Source organism: Aquamicrobium terrae, assembly GCF_040545735.1.
GTDB lineage: Bacteria > Pseudomonadota > Alphaproteobacteria > Rhizobiales > Rhizobiaceae > Mesorhizobium > Mesorhizobium terrae_A.
Window position 1 is genome coordinate 41,674 of the sequence record NZ_JBEPML010000021.1, and the last position, 16,688, is coordinate 58,361.

20 protein-coding genes are annotated in these 16,688 nt (G+C 64.2%); 10 read left to right on the top strand and 10 right to left on the bottom strand.

Annotated features, from left to right (window positions below; genetic code table 11):
* Positions 1-65 precede the first annotated feature (65 nt).
* The 4 genes from ABID37_RS21845 to ABID37_RS21860 all read left to right on the top strand — a co-directional run bounded on the left by ABID37_RS21845 (position 66) and on the right by ABID37_RS21860 (position 4,495).
* A complete protein-coding gene (locus tag ABID37_RS21845; protein ID WP_354198647.1) occupies positions 66-323 on the top strand; it encodes a SemiSWEET family sugar transporter in 258 nt (85 codons plus the stop codon).
* A gap of 99 nt (positions 324-422) precedes the next feature.
* Positions 423-3,563 (top strand): excinuclease ABC subunit UvrB, encoded by a 3,141-nt coding sequence (gene uvrB, locus ABID37_RS21850; protein WP_354198649.1) that lies wholly within the window; start codon positions 423-425, stop codon positions 3,561-3,563.
* Positions 3,564-3,659: 96 nt separating this feature from the next.
* Positions 3,660-4,094: a VOC family protein gene (locus tag ABID37_RS21855; protein WP_354198651.1), complete on the top strand. Its 435-nt coding sequence runs from the start codon at positions 3,660-3,662 to the stop codon at positions 4,092-4,094.
* Between the two features lie 32 nt (positions 4,095-4,126).
* The gene (locus tag ABID37_RS21860) at positions 4,127-4,495 is read left to right on the top strand and encodes a DUF1428 domain-containing protein (RefSeq protein WP_354198653.1); all 369 of its coding nucleotides are present in this window, start codon (positions 4,127-4,129) and stop codon (positions 4,493-4,495) included.
* A 64-nt stretch (positions 4,496-4,559) separates the two neighbouring features.
* Here ABID37_RS21860 and ABID37_RS21865 read toward each other — a convergent pair whose 3' ends face one another.
* Complete coding sequence (locus ABID37_RS21865; RefSeq protein WP_354198655.1) at positions 4,560-5,021, bottom strand: Kazal-type serine protease inhibitor family protein; 462 nt, start codon at positions 5,019-5,021, stop codon at positions 4,560-4,562.
* A gap of 372 nt (positions 5,022-5,393) precedes the next feature.
* On the opposite strand from ABID37_RS21865, the gene ABID37_RS21870 reads away from it, so the two are divergent.
* The 3 genes from ABID37_RS21870 to ABID37_RS21880 all read left to right on the top strand — a co-directional run bounded on the left by ABID37_RS21870 (position 5,394) and on the right by ABID37_RS21880 (position 6,582).
* Positions 5,394-5,606, top strand: a complete 213-nt coding sequence (locus tag ABID37_RS21870; protein ID WP_354198657.1) for a cold-shock protein — start codon at positions 5,394-5,396, stop codon at positions 5,604-5,606.
* A 211-nt stretch (positions 5,607-5,817) separates the two neighbouring features.
* The gene (locus ABID37_RS21875) at positions 5,818-6,030 is read left to right on the top strand and encodes a cold-shock protein (RefSeq protein WP_035028221.1); all 213 of its coding nucleotides are present in this window, start codon (positions 5,818-5,820) and stop codon (positions 6,028-6,030) included.
* A gap of 141 nt (positions 6,031-6,171) precedes the next feature.
* On the top strand, positions 6,172-6,582 hold the full coding sequence (locus ABID37_RS21880) for a BA14K family protein (RefSeq protein WP_354198659.1): 411 nt from the start codon (positions 6,172-6,174) through the stop codon (positions 6,580-6,582).
* 424 nt (positions 6,583-7,006) lie between these two features.
* Here the strand turns inward: ABID37_RS21880 and ABID37_RS21885 are convergent, their stop codons facing one another.
* The 3 genes from ABID37_RS21885 to ABID37_RS21895 all read right to left on the bottom strand — a co-directional run bounded on the left by ABID37_RS21885 (position 7,007) and on the right by ABID37_RS21895 (position 9,141).
* Positions 7,007-7,648: an MBL fold metallo-hydrolase gene (locus tag ABID37_RS21885; RefSeq protein WP_354198661.1), complete on the bottom strand. Its 642-nt coding sequence runs from the start codon at positions 7,646-7,648 to the stop codon at positions 7,007-7,009.
* 145 nt (positions 7,649-7,793) lie between these two features.
* Complete coding sequence (locus tag ABID37_RS21890) at positions 7,794-8,105, bottom strand: hypothetical protein (RefSeq protein ID WP_354198663.1); 312 nt, start codon at positions 8,103-8,105, stop codon at positions 7,794-7,796.
* Positions 8,106-8,247: 142 nt separating this feature from the next.
* Entirely contained in the window at positions 8,248-9,141 is an 894-nt protein-coding gene (locus ABID37_RS21895; RefSeq protein ID WP_354198665.1) for a branched-chain amino acid aminotransferase, read from the bottom strand.
* 244 nt (positions 9,142-9,385) lie between these two features.
* On the opposite strand from ABID37_RS21895, the gene ABID37_RS21900 reads away from it, so the two are divergent.
* Genes ABID37_RS21900 through ABID37_RS21910 form a run of 3 tightly spaced genes read left to right on the top strand, consistent with a single transcriptional unit; the run spans position 9,386 to position 12,119 of the window.
* Complete coding sequence (locus ABID37_RS21900) at positions 9,386-9,907, top strand: MarR family winged helix-turn-helix transcriptional regulator (RefSeq protein WP_354198667.1); 522 nt, start codon at positions 9,386-9,388, stop codon at positions 9,905-9,907.
* Positions 9,908-9,916: 9 nt separating this feature from the next.
* Positions 9,917-10,654: a response regulator gene (locus ABID37_RS21905; RefSeq protein ID WP_354198669.1), complete on the top strand. Its 738-nt coding sequence runs from the start codon at positions 9,917-9,919 to the stop codon at positions 10,652-10,654.
* A 52-nt stretch (positions 10,655-10,706) separates the two neighbouring features.
* Entirely contained in the window at positions 10,707-12,119 is a 1,413-nt protein-coding gene (locus ABID37_RS21910; RefSeq protein ID WP_354198670.1) for a sensor histidine kinase, read from the top strand.
* Positions 12,120-12,131: 12 nt separating this feature from the next.
* On the opposite strand, the gene ABID37_RS21915 is transcribed toward ABID37_RS21910, so the two are convergent.
* The 6 genes from ABID37_RS21915 to ABID37_RS21940 all read right to left on the bottom strand — a co-directional run bounded on the left by ABID37_RS21915 (position 12,132) and on the right by ABID37_RS21940 (position 16,627).
* Positions 12,132-12,791 carry a methionine ABC transporter permease gene (locus ABID37_RS21915; RefSeq protein WP_354198672.1) on the bottom strand — a complete coding sequence of 220 codons (660 nt, stop codon included), beginning with the start codon at positions 12,789-12,791 and terminating at the stop codon, positions 12,132-12,134.
* Positions 12,772-13,878: a methionine ABC transporter ATP-binding protein gene (locus ABID37_RS21920; RefSeq protein ID WP_354198674.1), complete on the bottom strand. Its 1,107-nt coding sequence runs from the start codon at positions 13,876-13,878 to the stop codon at positions 12,772-12,774. The genes ABID37_RS21915 and ABID37_RS21920 overlap by 20 nt, the downstream gene beginning before the upstream one ends.
* A 186-nt stretch (positions 13,879-14,064) precedes the next feature.
* Entirely contained in the window at positions 14,065-14,919 is an 855-nt protein-coding gene (locus ABID37_RS21925; RefSeq protein WP_354198676.1) for a MetQ/NlpA family ABC transporter substrate-binding protein, read from the bottom strand.
* Between the two features lie 202 nt (positions 14,920-15,121).
* A complete protein-coding gene (locus ABID37_RS21930) occupies positions 15,122-15,481 on the bottom strand; it encodes a tRNA-binding protein (protein WP_354198678.1) in 360 nt (119 codons plus the stop codon).
* 14 nt (positions 15,482-15,495) lie between these two features.
* Entirely contained in the window at positions 15,496-15,996 is a 501-nt protein-coding gene (locus tag ABID37_RS21935) for a type III secretion system chaperone family protein (RefSeq protein ID WP_354198680.1), read from the bottom strand.
* A gap of 325 nt (positions 15,997-16,321) precedes the next feature.
* Positions 16,322-16,627 (bottom strand): accessory factor UbiK family protein, encoded by a 306-nt coding sequence (locus tag ABID37_RS21940; protein WP_354198682.1) that lies wholly within the window; start codon positions 16,625-16,627, stop codon positions 16,322-16,324.
* Between the last annotated feature and the right edge of the window lie 61 nt (positions 16,628-16,688).

Consider the following 16,688-nt stretch of genomic DNA (forward strand, 5'->3'; position numbering starts at 1 on the left):
TGGGCTGCTTCCCCGCGACGGCGAAATCTGGCATAGGATGAGCGGCACTGTTCGGAGCCCCCACCTTGCATCACTGGATTGAAATCATAGGCGCGCTGGCCGCCTTCATCACCACGCTCGGCTGGGTTCCTCAGGTTGTCAAGCTGGCGCGCGAGCGCAAGGCCGACAACATCTCGCTTATCGCCACCGGCTCGATCGCGGCAGGCGTGGCGCTCTGGGCGGTCTATGGCGTGCTCATCGGCTCATGGCCGGTCATCGTCGCCAATGTGCTGACGCTGCTGTTCGTCGGCGCCATCCTTGCCATGAAGCTGCGCTTCGGCTGAAACGCTCCTGACAGCCTCCTGTCAGCAGAGCCGCCGGGACCGCTTTCCGGGCAGGGCGCCCCCTTTCCATTTGAACCGAGTCCACCCATATTCGGGGCCATGGCCAAATCTCCCGACAAGCAGGCGCAGCCCAAGCGGCGCAGCCCCCTGACCGATTTCATGGATGCCAGCGAGCCGCTGCACAAGGGCGGCTTCGCCGAAGCCCCGCAGCCGCCGCTGTCGGGCACGGCCCTGTCCGGCTCGATCTCGGACTGGGCCGAGCAGATTTCGAGGGAAGCGGACCAGCGGGGGAGCGCCCCCGCACCGCAGTCCGGGCCTCCCCGCAAGGAGGACAAGACCGGCACCAAGCCCGCCAGGAAGATCCCGGCCCGGTCGGCCTCGCCCACCCGCACCGCGCGCGGCACCTCGATGGGCGGCGCGGCTTCGGCCAAGGAGCGCGCGGCCGTCGGCCTAAACCCGGTGGCCGGCCTCGACATCTCGCTGGAAGACGCCGGGACGATTTCCAATTCCGGCGTAACCGCCACGGTGCAGGCGCTGGCCGACCTGATCGAGAGCGGCAATCCGCTGCACAAGAACGGCGTTTTATGGGCGCCGCACCGCCCTGCCCGCCCGGAAAAATCCGAAGGCGGCATCGCGATCCGCATGGAGTCGGAATTCGAGCCGCGCGGCGACCAGCCGACCGCGATCAAGGACCTTGTCGAAGGCGTCTCCAACGAGGACCGCACGCAGGTCCTGCTCGGCGTCACCGGCTCGGGCAAGACCTTCACTATGGCCAAGGTAATCGAGGAGACGCAGCGCCCCGCCCTGATCCTCGCGCCCAACAAGACGCTGGCCGCCCAGCTCTATGCCGAGTTCAAGAAGTTCTTCCCGAACAACGCGGTGGAATATTTCGTCTCCTACTACGATTATTACCAGCCCGAGGCCTATGTGCCGCGGACGGATACCTACATCGAGAAGGAATCCTCCATCAACGAACAGATCGACCGCATGCGCCACTCGGCCACGCGCTCTCTGCTGGAGCGCGACGACGTGATCATCGTCGCCTCGGTGTCGTGCATCTACGGTATCGGCTCGGTCGAGACCTACACGGCGATGACCTTCCAGATGACGATCGGCGACCGTCTGGACCAGCGCCAGCTTCTCGCCGACCTCGTCGCCCAGCAATACAAGCGGCAGGATGCGAATTTCGTGCGCGGCTCGTTCCGCGTGCGCGGCGACACCATCGAAATCTTCCCGGCCCACCTTGAGGACCGCGCCTGGCGCATCTCGCTGTTCGGCGACGAGATCGAGGCGATCACCGAGTTCGACCCGCTGACCGGCAGCAAGACCGGCGAGCTCAAGAGCGTAAAGATTTACGCCAACTCGCACTATGTGACGCCGCGCCCGACCTTGAATCAGGCCATCAAGTCGATCAAGGAAGAGCTGAAGCAACGCCTGCAGGAGCTTGAAAGGGCTGGGCGCCTGCTGGAAGCGCAGCGGCTGGAGCAGCGCACCCGCTTCGACCTGGAGATGCTGGAGGCGACGGGCTCCTGCGCCGGCATCGAGAACTATTCGCGCTATCTCACCGGTCGCCAGCCCGGCGACCCACCACCGACGCTGTTCGAATATGTGCCCGACAACGCCCTGATCTTCATCGACGAAAGCCACGTCACCGTTCCGCAGATCGGCGGCATGTATCGCGGCGACTTCCGCCGCAAGGCGACGCTCGCCGAATACGGCTTCCGCCTGCCCTCCTGCATGGACAACCGGCCGCTGCGCTTCGAGGAATGGGACGCCATGCGCCCGCTCACCGTCGCCGTGTCGGCGACGCCCGGCGGCTGGGAGCTTGAGCAGTCCGGCGGCGTCTTCGCCGAGCAGGTCATTCGCCCGACCGGCCTGATCGACCCGCCGGTCGAGGTGCGCCCGGCCAAGAGCCAGGTGGACGACGTTCTGGGCGAAATCCGCGAGACGACGAAGAAAGGCTATCGCACGCTGGTGACGGTGCTGACCAAGCGCATGGCCGAGGACCTCACCGAATATCTGCACGAGCAGGGCATCCGCGTGCGCTACATGCACTCCGACATCGACACGCTGGAGCGCATCGAGATCCTGCGCGACCTGCGCCTCGGCGCGTTCGACGTGCTGGTCGGCATCAACCTGCTGCGCGAGGGCCTGGATATTCCCGAATGCGGCTTCGTCGCCATTCTCGACGCTGACAAGGAAGGCTTCCTGCGCTCCGAAACCTCGCTGATCCAGACCATTGGCCGCGCCGCGCGCAATGTCGACGGCAAGGTCATCCTCTACGCCGACCAGATCACCGGCTCGATGGAACGGGCGATGGCCGAGACCAATCGCCGCCGCGAGAAGCAGCTCGAATACAACGAGGCCAACGGCATCACGCCGGAATCGGTCAAGTCGCGCATCGCCGACATCCTCGACTCGGTTTACGAGAAGGATCACGTGCGCGCCGACATCTCGCAGTTCACCGACGACGCCGGCCAGTTGATGGGCAACAACCTCAAGGCCCATCTGGAGTTCCTGCAAAAGAAGATGCGCGACGCCGCCGCCGACCTCAATTTCGAGGAGGCCGCGCGGTTGCGCGACGAGATCAAGCGGCTCACCGAACTGGAACTGGCCGTTGCCGACGACCCGCTGGCCAAATATGCGGAATCCGAAAGTCCGGTCTCCGGCCGCGAGAAGGGCAAGCACAACAAGGGCCGCGCCCGCCACCGGGCCGTGGAAGACGGCACCGAGGGCGACTCCCTGTTCCGCAAGCCGCATCTCGACGAGATGGGCGCCGACGGGGCCGTGCCGGTGAAGAAGCCGCTGTTCGCCAAGCCCTCACTGGACGACATGGGCCCGGGCACCGACATGACGACGCCGGCCGGAGCCGTTTCGCGCTCGCTGTTCAAGAAGCAGTCGGCGCAGGAGGCGCATGGCTCGGACTTCGGCATTCCCGGTGAAGCCGGGGGAAGCTCGAGCGACCGACAGGCCGCCGCCGACCGTTCGGCGCGCCCACGGAGCGAGCCGCGCAGCGGCGGCAGCGTGAGCGAGGCTAAACCTTCCCTGTTCAGGAAGAATTCGCTCGACGAAATGACGGTGGGCCGCACGGAGAAGCCGGTGGAAGGCCGCAAGCCGGTCAAGCCGGACGATGTGAAGCCGATCCGCCGCGAGCGCGCCGGCATAGGCTCCTATGAGGACCCGTCGGATACGGCCCAGCGCCGGCGTCGTCCCGCGAAAACCGGGAAGCCCGGAAAGTAGATTGCTGCGACGGCGGAAAATTTCCGCCGTCAGTGTCGGACCGCCGCTTCGTCATACGTCCTGTGGGGGCTTTCAACCCAGACCCGGGAGATGCCCATGACCAATGCCGACGCGAAGCCCCAGGCCCCGCCGATGCCGAAGCCGCTCGGGGGCCTCACCCCTTACCTGCAACTGGACGGCGCGCTGAAAGCCGCCGCGTTCTACGAGAAGGCCTTCGGCGCCGAGCAGGTCTTCGCCGTGCCGCCGGACGAACAGGGCCGGACCATGCATGTCCATCTCTACGTCAACGGCTCCAGCCTGATGCTGTGCGATGCCTATCCGGAACACGGGCATCCGCACCAGCCGATCCAGGCCTGCACCATGCAGCTTCACCTGACGGCGGACACCATCGATTCGTGGTGGCAGCGCGCCGTCGATGCCGGCTGCGAGGTGGTCATGCCGCTGGACGTGATGTTCTGGGGCGACCGCTGGGGCAGCCTGCGCGACCCGTTCGGCGTCGACTGGGCCATGAACGCACCCGTCAATCAGTAAGCAACCGGACGACAACGCTGAAGGAGGAAGCAATGTCCTATGTCGATGGTTTCGTGCTTGCCGTGCCGCAGGCAAAGCTGGACGAATACAAGGAAATGGCCCGCAAGGCGTCCGATGTGTGGATGGATCACGGCGCGCTCGCCTATGTCGAATGCACGGGCGACGACGTGCCCTATGGCGAGCTGACCTCGTTTCCGCGCGCGGTGCAGGCCAAGGACGAACTCGTGATCTTTTCCTGGGTGGTCTACAAATCACGCCAGGACCGGGACGAGATCCTTGCCAAGGTGATGGCCGATCCACGTTTGAAAGGCGACATGGAAAACATGCCTTTCGACGGCAAGCGCATGATCTATGGCGGATTCGAATCCTTCCTGGACGTGCAGAAGGAAGCCGCTCTCTAGGCAATTCCAGCAAAAAGAAAGAGGAGGTGGCGGACCATGCCGCCCCCTCCTCTTTGCCGACCGATCAGCGGCAGCTACCGCTACGGACGATCCGCCATTCGGCGGCGCGCGCCTCGCAGGCGTTGGGGAAGGTACGCAGCTGGCCCCGGCTCGAAGCGCAGACGGGCGCGAATTCGCGCGTGCAGGCTCGCGACGGGCGCTCGGGAGGACGCGTGCCGGGCCCCCCACCCCAGCCGGGACGCCCACCCCAACCGGGCCGGTCACCGCCGGAGCGGCATGCGCCCTGATGGCTGATGCGGTAGCCGTTGGTCCTGGCCTGGCAGCTATTGCCGAAGGTGCGGCTATCCGAGCCGCGCACGCCGCAGACCGGCGCGTATTCCATGGTGCAGGCCTGCGCCGGCGGACGCGGACGTGGCGGCGGCGGGCGGTAGCCGGGACCCTCGTCGACCGCCACGGTACAGGCCGCGAGCAGGCCGGAAGTCAGCAGGACCGCCACTCCCGACACGAAAACGCTTTTGAGCTTCATGGATTGTCCTCTCCTATTTGCCTGGGGCAGCGCAAACAACGCGCACCGATGCTGGCAGTTCCGCCGGGTACCGGCAAGTCGTTGATTTTCATCGGTCCGCAGACTGGCCTGATTGGCCCTGAAATAGCGCCGTCTTGCCACAGTCACAAAACCGTGCGATAAGTCCATCGTTCGGGTATTTGCATCCCGGAGAATGGAACGTTTTGGACGACCCTATCCCCGATATCGTGAATCTCTGACAGCCCCGTTTCTGGCGGGGGGTTTACCCGTGCGCGAATGCATGACCGCCGAGCAACCACCGGACTTCCCCTTGCCCGGCAGCCGCTGGCAGGAAGAGGTCCAGAACGACGAACGGGTGAAGGAGTTCTCCCAATGTCCCAGACCGGTACCGTAAAATTCTTCAACACCACCAAGGGCTTCGGCTTCATCACGCCTGAAGACGGCGCCAAGGACGTCTTCGTCCACATCTCGGCGATCGAAGCTTCGGGCATGCGCACCCTCGTCGATGGCCAGAAGGTCACCTTCGACGTCGAGCCCGACCGCATGGGCAAGGGCCCGAAGGCGGTCAATCTGCGCGCCGCCTGATTTCGACTGCTGATTGCAGTTCCGGCAGGGGGCGCGGCAGCTATTGCCGCGCCCTTTGGGTTTCATCGCCAGAATCTTTGCTGACTAACGGCTTGAATAGCCTGCTGGTACAAAGTTTTTGTTGCCGATGAACTCAAAATAAATCACAAATTCGATCTTCGGGCCTTCGCAAACCCGAGAACAAGACTATGGGACTATAAGGGAGCATCCCATGCCGCAGACCGGCACCGTAAAATTCTTCAACCACGCCAAGGGTTTCGGTTTTATCACGCCAGACGATGGTGCCAAGGACGTCTTCGTCCACATCTCGGCCGTACAGGCTTCTGGCCTTCCCGGCCTGGAGGACGGCCAGAAGGTGACGTTCGAGACCGAACCGGACAAGCGCGGCAAGGGCCCCAAGGCGGTCAACCTCACCATCGGCTGAGGCTGCGCGGAACAACTGGCCGGCGGCTGCGTTTTTACGGGTAAAGCACCGTTTCGTTCAGCCGCCGTTCAGGCACGGTCCACTATCTGTTCAGGCAACATCGGGCCGCGTACGCGGTGGGGCTGCGAACAGGAGACCGTCATGAACAGATTTTTCAAGGCATTCGTGTTGTCGACGGCGGTCGTCGCGACCATGGCGACTGCCCTCCCCGCGGCTGAAGCGCGCGACTGGCGCCGCCATCACCACCATCACAGCCGGTCCAACGGCGATGCGGTCGCCGCCGGCGTCATCGGGCTGGCCGCCGGCGCCCTGATCGGCGGAGCGCTTGCCTCCCAGCCGCGCTATTACGAGCCGGAACCCACCTACATCATCCGCGAGCCGCGCCCCGCGCCGGTTCGCCGCTATTATCGTGACGATTATTATCGCGCGTCCTACGAGCCGTGGAGCCCCGAATGGTACAGGTATTGCTCGGACCGCTACCGCAGCTTCGATGCGCGCAGCGGCACCTTCATGGGCTATGATGGGCTGCGCCATTTCTGCCAGGCCAACTGACGGCCGGAAGGGTTCCCTGCCTGCGAAAAGGGCCGCTTTCGAGCGGCCCTTTTCTACATGTCGTACCCCCCACCCCTAAAGCGCGTCGCGATCTTCCGGATTCGCTCCTTACGCTTTAAGTTGTTGTTTTTACGCATGTCGTTATCCCGAAACCGGTTCCCACTTTCGGGCGACATGCTTTAACCCCTCCCCACAAGGGGGGTAGGGAACGATTTCACCGACGTCACAGCAACAATCTTCGACATTCGACTGGATGCTGCCGTCGCAGAATTCCCCTCCCCCTTGTTGGGAAGGGTTAGGGGTGGGGCAATTCGGATCCAATAAACCCCTGCCGCAAACGGGAGAAGCATGCCACCTGCGGGAGCGGGCAGGAGCGAGGGCCTGCCTCTGGCAAAGCGCGCCCCCAATCCATGGCATTCCCCGGTCAGATCAGGAACGGATTTGACCGCCGCTCCTCGCCGAGGCGTCCGCCCGGTCCGTGGCCGCAGATGAAACCGATGTCGTCGCCGAGCGGCAGCAGCTTTTCCTTGATGGAACGGATCAGCGCTTCGTGGTTGCCGCCCGGCAGGTCGGTGCGGCCCACCGAACCGCGAAACAGCACATCGCCGACATGGGCGAACTTGGCCGCGCGGTTGTAATAGACGACGTGGCCGGGCGCATGGCCCGGACAGTGCAGGACCTCGAACTCGTGCTCGCCGAAGGAAACCTTGTCGCCTTCGTTCAGGAAGCGATCCGGAACGCAATTGCGGACCGCACCGGTGAGGCCGAAGCGCTGCGCCTGGTTTTCCAGATTGTCGAGCAGCGGCCGGTCGTCCTCGTGCGGGCCGATGATCTCGACGCCCAGCGCTTCCTTCAGATCCATCGCGCCGCCGGCATGGTCGATATGGCCATGGGTGATCCAGATGGCTGTGGCGGTGATGGCATTTTCCTTCAATGCCGCCAGGATGCGGTCGACATCGCCACCGGGATCGACGACGACCCCGATTTTCTCATCCTGGTCGAACAGGATGGTGCAATTCTGCTGGAACGGCGTGACGGGAACGATGCCGGCGTTGAGCTGACCCATGATGACCCTTTTCCTGTCGGCAGAAAGACGGCCGAGAAACATTGCCCCGATGTAGGGTCATGGCGCCGCCGCGTCCACCTCGATCACGCCCCATCACGCAAAGGGCGGCCGAAGCCGCCCTTTTTCGTCGAACCACTGGTCCGGCTTATTTCTTCATGGCGTTCATGACCGCACCGACGATGCCGGTGAGAATCGCGCCGCCGCCCACGCCGCCGAGAATGTTGTTGAGGTTGAGGGCCCCGCCGAGGCCTTCTGCCGCGGCCGTCGCCGCTGCCGGATCAATGGTGCCCCCACCCAGCAGGCTGCCGAGGATGGCGGCGCCGCCGACTCCTCCGATCGCGCCACTGAGGATTTTGGGAAGCTGGCCCATCGCGGCCGTTTTTATCGCCGCACCGACGGCCTGGCCGCCGATAATGCCCGTGATGACCTGCACGATGATAGGAAGTAGCGTTTCCATCTGTGATCCCTCTCAGACAACCTCGACTCGAGTGAGCCGAATGCGGTCATGAGACGCTGATTCTGACGAAAGTCAAACGCTCAAAAACAATGGGAACGGCCCAGAGGGCCGCTCCCTCGCAACTTCACGGGACGACGAAGTTCTATTCCGCCGCGATGGCCCGCTTGGGCTGAACCGCTGCCGAATAGTCGTTCATCAGCGTCTTGGCGATCTCGCCGACCTCGAAACGGTGCGGGCCGATCTCCGAAACCGGCGTCACCTCGGCCGCCGTGCCGGTGAGGAAGCACTGCTCGAAACCTTCCAGTTCCTCCGGCTGAATGGCGCGCTCGATCACCTCGATGCCGCGATCACGGGCCAGGCCGATCACCGTGCGGCGGGTGATGCCGTCGAGGAAGCAATCCGGCGTCGGCGTGTGGATCTTGCCGTCCTTGACGAAGAAGATGTTGGCGCCGGTCGCCTCGGCCACCTGACCGCGCCAGTCCAGCATCATGGCGTCGGCATAGCCCTTGGCTTCGGCCGCATGCTTGGAGATGGTGCAGATCATGTAGAGGCCGGCGGCCTTCGACTTGGACGGGGCCGTGCGCGGGTCGGGGCGTCGATATTCGGCCATGTCGAGGCGGATGCCCTTGAGCTTCTGCTCCGGATCGAAATAGCTCGGCCACTGCCAGATGGCGATGGCGACGTTGATCCGGTTGTTCTGGGCCGAGACGCCCATCTGCTCGCTGCCGCGCCAAGCGATGGGGCGCACATAGGCATCCTTGAAGCCCTGCTTCTTCAGCAGCTCGTTGCAGGCCGCGTCGATCTCGGCCACCGAATAGGGAATCTTGAAGCCGAGAATGCGGGCCGATTCATGCAGACGCTCGGTGTGCTCGGTCAGCTTGAAGATCTCGCCGCCATAGGCGCGCTCACCTTCGAATACGGCGCTGGCATAGTGAAGCCCGTGGGTCAGCACGTGAATCTTGGCGTCCGCCCATTTGACGAATTCGCCGTTCATCCAGATATAACCGTCGAGATTGTCGAAGGAAACGGATGCCATGACAATAACCTCCCGCAGGCAGCCTGCCTGCATAAGTCTGTGCGTTGAAGTTTGATCCGGCAGCGATGAGGCAACCGCCAGTCCGAAGCCTAGGCCCATATTGTGGCCATGGCAAACTCAGGAAGTTCCGGATTTCCGGTCCAGCCTTGCGTTTTCGGTCGCAATAAGCCCTAAAGCTTGTCAAAAATTATCATTGGGCGCAGAATACGTCAATAGTGCTGACTTAATTTGGTGCGGGAGAAGCATGCTGAAGGAAAAAACCGGCGACGAGGCACCGATCCGGGCGGCGGTGGCCAACGAGGACGGCATCGATTTCACGCTGATCGAGCTGTTCTTCTTCGCCTATCGCGACTTCACCTCCGACCCCGACCAGATGCTGGCGGACTACGGATTCGGCCGCGCCCATCACCGGGTCCTGCACTTCGTCAACCGCCGGCCCGGCCTGACGGTGGCCGAACTGCTCGATGTGCTCAAGATCACCAAGCAATCGCTGGCGCGGGTGCTCAAGCAGCTCATCGACACCGGCCACATCGTGCAATTGCAGGGACCGCGTGACCGCCGCCAGCGCGAGCTTTATCCCACCGCCAAGGGGCGTGAGCTGTCGCTTGCCCTTTCGCGGCCACAGTCCCGCCGAATACAAGGCGCATTGATGGAAATGGAGGATGCGGGGCGCAAGTCGATCGAGCAGTTTCTCAAGGCGATGGTCAATCCGGAGCTGAGGGCCCAGATCGACACCGACCCCTCGCATGGCGCAGCAGAAGACTAGGAGACCGTCATGGAAGGCACTGACAGGGATGGCAGCGACAGGCTGGACCAGCCGGCCTGTGCGCCGGATGACGATGCGTTCCACCTGCTGGTGGTCGATGACGACACCCGCATCCGCAACCTGCTCAGGCAGTTCCTGAGCGAGAACGGCTTCCGCGTCACCGTGGCCGGAACCGCGGCCGAGGCGAGGCGCAAGCTGGCCGGGCTCGATTTCGACCTGCTGGTGCTGGACGTGATGATGCCGGGCGAAAGCGGCGTCGAGCTGACGAAGTCGCTGCGCGCCGAGCGCAACGTGCCGATCCTGATGCTGACGGCGCTTTCGGAGACCGACAACCGCATCACCGGGCTGGAAGCCGGGGCCGACGACTACCTGCCGAAGCCGTTCGACCCGCGCGAGCTGATCCTGCGCGTCAACAACATATTGCGGCGCGGCGGCCCCGCCTCCACGCCCAAGGTGGAACAGCTCGTCTTCGGCCCCTACACCTTCCAGATCGCCAAGCGCGAGTTGAAACGCGGCAGCGAGGTGCTGAAGCTGACCGACCGCGAGCAGGAAATCCTGGCGATCTTCGCCGAACGGGCCGGCGAAACGATTCCGCGCCACGAACTGGTGGGCGAGGATTCGGAAGTCGGCGAACGCACCATCGACGTGCAGATCAACCGGCTGCGCCGCAAGATCGAGCGCGACCCCTCCAACCCGGTGTGGCTACAGACGGTGCGCGGTATTGGGTATCGCCTCAGCGTGGAATAGAGTCGGCCGGACGGCCGCATGACGCGCCGCCCCAAGCGCAGGCCGGAACGGAATGACGACGACAGAATTGCAGGGCCCGCCTCCAGACAACTTCCGCGCCCGCGTCCAGCGCGCCGCCGCCTCGGTGCAGAAATCGTGGAAGCGCTTCTGGCGCCTGGTTTCGCTCTACATGCCGAAGCGGCTCTATGCCCGCTCGCTAATCATCATCATCGCGCCGATGATCCTGCTGCAATCGGTCATCGCCTTCGATTTCATGGAGCGCCACTGGCAGACGGTGACCCAGCGCCTGTCGCAAGCCGTCACCCGCGACATCGCCGCCATCATCGACCTGCTGGAGACCTATCCGAACGAGCCGGACTACGCCAACATCATCCGCATCGCCCAGGACCGGATGCAGCTCAAGGTCGACCTGCTGCCGCCCGAGCCCCTGCCCCCGCCGGGGCCGAAGCCCTTCTTCTCGATCCTCGACCAGATCCTGTCGGAAGAGATCACCCGCCAGATCAACCGGCCGTTCTGGCTCGACACGGTCGGCAATTCCAATGTCATCGAGGTGCGCATCCAGCTCGAAGGCAGGGTGCTGCGCGTCTTCGTGCGCCGCAGCCAGGCCTATGCGTCCAACACCCACATCTTCCTGTTGTGGATGGTCGGCACCTCGCTGGTGCTGCTGATGATCGCCATCCCCTTCCTGCGCAACCAGATCAGGCCGATCCTGGCGCTGGCGGAGGCGGCCGAGAGCTTCGGCAAGGGCCGGCCGATGCCGCGCGACTTCCGCCCGCGCGGCGCGGAAGAGGTGCGGCGCGCGGGCTTCGCCTTCATGCAGATGCGCGAGCGCATCGAGCGCCAGATCGAGCAGCGCACGGCGATGCTCACCGGCGTCAGCCACGACCTGCGCACCATCCTCACCCGCTTCAAGCTGCAACTGGCGCTGACCCGCACCAAGGCCGACATCGAGGCGCTGGGCAAGGACATAGACGACATGCAGTCCATGCTGGAGGGCTATCTGGCCTTCGCGCGCGGCGAGGCGGCCGAGGACACCGGGCATTTCGACCTTGCCGCCTGCTTCCAGCGGCTGGCGGACGAGGCAAAGCTGCGCAAGTGCAAGCTCATCACCTCGATCACCGGCTCGCCCGACATCCAGGTGCGACCCAACGCCTTCACCCGCCTGGTGGCCAATGTGGCGGGCAACGCCTTCCGTTACGCCAAATCCGTCGAAATCCACGCCGAACATGGCGATGGCTGGCTCACCATCACCATCGACGACGACGGCCCCGGCATTCCGCCGGAAAAGCGCGAGGAAGTGTTCAAACCGTTCGTGCGGCTCGATGCGGCGCGCAATCTCGACGCCACCGGCACCGGCCTCGGCCTGCCCATCGCCCGCGACATCGCCCGCAGCCATGGCGGCGACCTGACCTTCGAGGACAGTCCGCTCGGCGGCCTGCGGGCGCGCATCAGGATACCGGCGTAGGCCGTATCGGTGTCAGGCAGTGCGGCGGTCCAGCCGGGCGACCAGCCGGTCGCCCGCCCATTGCAGGACGCTGACCATGACGATCAGCACCGCGACGACGGCGATCATCACCGTGGTCTCGAAACGCTGGTAGCCGTAGCGGATGGCAAGGTCGCCTAGGCCGCCCGCGCCGATGGCGCCGGCCATGGCCGAAGCGCCCACGAGCGTGACCAGCGTGACGGTGAAGCCCGCCACGATGCCCGGCATCGCTTCCGGCACCAGCACCTCGCGCACGATGGTCCAGCGCGAGCCGCCCATGGCGCGCACTGCCTCGATCAACCCGCGGTCGACCTCGCGCAGCGACACTTCGGCGATGCGCGCATAATAGGGCGTGGCGGCGATGGAAAGCGGCACGATCGCCGCCCAGGTGCCGATCGAGGTGCCGGCGATGAAGCGCGTCACCGGGATCAGCGCCACCAGAAGGATGATGAACGGCACCGAGCGGAACCCGTTGACGATGCCGCCCAGCAGGCGGTTCGTCCACAGGTTCTCGGCAATGCCGCCACGATCGGTCACCACGAGCGCGAGGCCGAGCGGAAGGCCGAACACGAAGGAGACCACGCCGGAGGCACCGGTCATCAGCACCGTTTCCCAGAGCGAACGCAGGAAAAGCTCAATCATTGCCGAAGACATGGCCCAGCACCTCGACGCGGGCGCCCCGGCCCGTCAGGAATTGCACGGTTTGCGAAAGGTCCGGCTCGCCGGCCGGCACGGCGAGGAACAGCGTGCCGACCGGCCGCCCCTGCACCCGCTCGATACCGCCATGGACGAAGCGGAACGAGCCCGCTTTGGCGGCGAGATCCGCCAGCAGCGGCCCCAGCGCCGCCTCGCCGGCAATGTCGACGCGCAGCACCGCTTCCGATCCGAGCGTCGGCGAGAGCCGCTGCGCGATCTCGGCCGGCAGTTGCGGGCGGATGCCCTGCAACAGGCTGGTGGTAATGTCGGATTGCGGGTCGGCGAACACCTTCCAGACCTCGCCCTGCTCGACGATGCGGCCGGCATCGATCACCGCCACGCGGTCGGCGATCGAGCGCACCACCTCCATCTCGTGGGTGATGAGGATGATGGTGAGGCCGAGCTGGCGGTTGATGTCCTTGAGCAGGGCAAGGATGGAGCGCGTCGTTTCCGGATCAAGCGCCGAAGTGGCCTCGTCGGAAAGCAAAAGCGCTGGCCGCGCGGCCAGCGCGCGGGCGATGCCGACACGCTGCTTCTGGCCGCCCGAGAGCGAGGCCGGATAGGCCTTGGCCTTGCCGGCAAGGCCGACAAGCTCCAGCAACTCCGCTGCGCGGCGCAGGCGCTCGGCCTTCGGCACGCCCTCGATCTTGAGCGGCAGGGCGACATTTTCCTCGACGGTCTTGGCCGACAGCAGGTTGAAATGCTGGAAGATCATGCCGATGCGCCGGCGCAGCGGCTGCAACTGGTTTTCGTCCAGCCGGCTGATCTCCCGCCCTTCGATATGGACCTCGCCCGAATCCGGCCGCTCCAGGCCGTTGAGGCAGCGGATCAGCGTCGACTTGCCGGCCCCGCTGCGGCCGATGATGCCGATGATCTCGCCCTTGCCGACGGTCAGGGACACGCCGTCCAGCGCGGCGGTCGGGCCGAAATGGCGCTTGACGTCGACCAGCCGCACCACCGGCCCGGTGCCGGACGCAGCCGGTGCCGCCCGTCGCCCATCCGGAGCGAGCGCTTCCACGTGCTGCTGCCCCACATGCTGGTTCATCGTGCCGTCTTTCATGTGCCGGGAAGCCATCCTGCCCTGTCGCCTCATGATGCTTCATGCGCAAAGCGGCCCACCGCACATGCCGCGGGCCGCCTTTCCTTGCGCCAAATCAGATGACGGGGCAATGGCCGTTTGGTTAGCAAAGGCCACGTGGCGCCCGAACGGGCGCCACGCAACCCGGTCGGATCAGTAGGCGGAAACGCCCGCTCCCTTGTAGATCTGGTCGAATGCGGCCTTGACCGCATCGTTCTGATAGGAGCTGACGAGTTTCTTCACCCAGGGCGCATCCTTGTCTTCTTCCCTGACCGCGATGAAGTTGCGGTACGGGTTGTTCTCGATGGTTTCCTTGGCGATCTGGATGTCGGCGGTCAGCCCGCTTTTCAGCGCCCAGTCGGTGTTGACGACGGCGCCGTCGAGATCGTCGACCGAGCGCCCGACGATGCCGGCGTCGAGTTCCTTGATCTCCAGATTCTTCGGATTTTCCGCGACATCCGTCACCGTGGCCAGGATGCCGGCGCCCTCGCGCAGCTTGATCAGCCCCGCATCCTCCAGCACCTTGAGGGCACGGCCCTCGTTGGACGGGTCGTTCGGCACGCCGATCACCGCCCCGTCGGGCAGATCGGCCAGCGACTTGTGCTTCTTGGAATAGAGGCCGACCGGCCACAGCGCCGTGTAGCCGGCGACCACGATCTTGTAGCCCTGCGTGGCGATCTGGTTTTCGAGGTAAGGCTCATGCTGGAAGGCGTTGGCGTCGATGTCGCCGCGCGCCAGCGCCTCGTTGGGCTGGGTGTAGTCGTTGAAGATGACCGTCTCGACGGTCAGGCCGTTCTTGGCCGCCTGCTCCTTCACCGCCGCCCAGGTGTCCTCTTCCTCGCCCGCCATGATGCCGACCTTGACCGAGGTCTTGTCCTCGGCATGCGCGGAGGGGATGAGCGTCAGCGCCGCGACGGTGAGCACGGAGGCGGCAAGCGCAAGCAGCGCGGTGCGCCGGCTGGTGCCGGCAAAGGCAACGGCGCGCGGGGTGTTCCTGAGGATGGTCATTTCAAATCTCACAAGCCTTGGAAGGGTGTCTGGTGGCATCGCACCTCGCGAAGCCTACCCTATCCTCGGCAAAGACTGAACCTTCCTCAAAGGATATCGTTCCTGGATTGCATCAATCCAGAGATTCTCAATTCAAAATAGGCATGGTCTTCGGAATGGAATGCCTCACTCTCAAAACCGGCACCAGTCACGGATATCCGGGTCAGTGAAGCCGGCTGCCGTTGGGCACCGTGCGCTCGACGGCGCCCAGCACGATATCGCCGTTCTCGTCGGAGAAGCCGAGCGTCAGCACCTCGGACATGAACGGACCGATCTGCCGTGGCGGAAAGTTCACCACCGCGAAAATCTGCCGCCCCACCAGCGCCTCGGGCGTATAGTGGCGGGTGATCTGCGCCGACGATTTCCGGACCCCGATCTCCGGGCCGAAATCGATCTTCAGCTTGAAGGCCGGCTTGCGCGCCTCAGGAAAAGGCTCGGCCTCGACGATGGTGCCGGTCCTGATATCGACCTTGTCGAAATCGGCAAAACCGATCTCCGGCTTGCGCGCCGTACCTGAACTCATTTCTGCGCTGGTCCTTATGCGTTGCCGTGCGTCTCGAACAGGACGCTGGCCAGTGCATCCCTGGCCGAGGTTCCCGACCACACGACGAACTGGAATGCCTGGAAATAGCATTCGCAGGCCTCCAGCGCCGAGGACAGGAGCACCTCGACCTGCTGGCTCGACGGCTCGACCCCGCCGGCAAGCAGCAGCGACTGCCTGAACATGATGGCCCCTTCCTGCTCCCACAGGTCGAAATGGCCGAACAGCATCTGTTCGTTGATGAGCGAGAGCAGCCGCATCACCTCCAGCGCCCGGTTTTCCGGCACCTTGATGTCGAAGGCGCAGGCCAGATGCAGCGCCTCGAAATCCTCCATCCAGGAGAAGGAGACGTGATATTCGGTCCAGCTTCCGGCAACCGAGATGGAGATTTCATCGTCACCGGCCCGCTCGAAGGACCAGTCATTGTTGTGGGCGACCTGCTCGATGACATCCACCGGATGGATTTCGCGCGAGACTTCGAGTTCGAGGAGTTCCATTCACTGCTTCCTGTCGTTCGGGAGCACCATCACACGCTCCGTGGATAGGCACGCACAACGAACATTGATTTCTAGAACTCGGACGGTCTGGACTGCTCGACGCAACAACAACCCATGACCGGACCCCACCGCCCGGCGCATGTTCGCCTTCACGAATCATGCAACAAATTCAGTCTATTGATCCGGAGTCGCGTGACCAGCCCAATTTTCGGCGAAGAGTCATTCGCATGTGGAAAGCCTCTTACGACCGGATTCCCTGCCGGTGCGTAAGGGATTCATGACAAAGAGCTTTTCCAGAATCGCCCTTTGTGGAAAACTTCTGGAATTATTTCTTGGCGCGGGAGCCGGAAGCGGGCGCGGACTTCTCCGCGCTGGCGGTCAGCTCGGCAATTCTTGCCTCGAGCGCTTCGATACGCGCGGAAAGCTTGGCATTTTCCTCGCGCGCCTTGACGGCCATGTCGCGGGTGGCCTCGAATTCCTCGCGTTGGACGATGTCCATGGAATTGAGGATACGCTCGGCCTGCCCCCGGAAGGCGGTCTCCACCTCGCGCCGCACGCCCTGGGCGGCACCGGCCGCATCGGTCATCAGCTTGGCGAATTCGTCCAGAATGCGGTTGGGTCCGGTTGACATGGCTGCACCTCGCTTGGTCGGTTTGACGTAGTGGCGATGGATTGCGAATGCAAGTGCATCC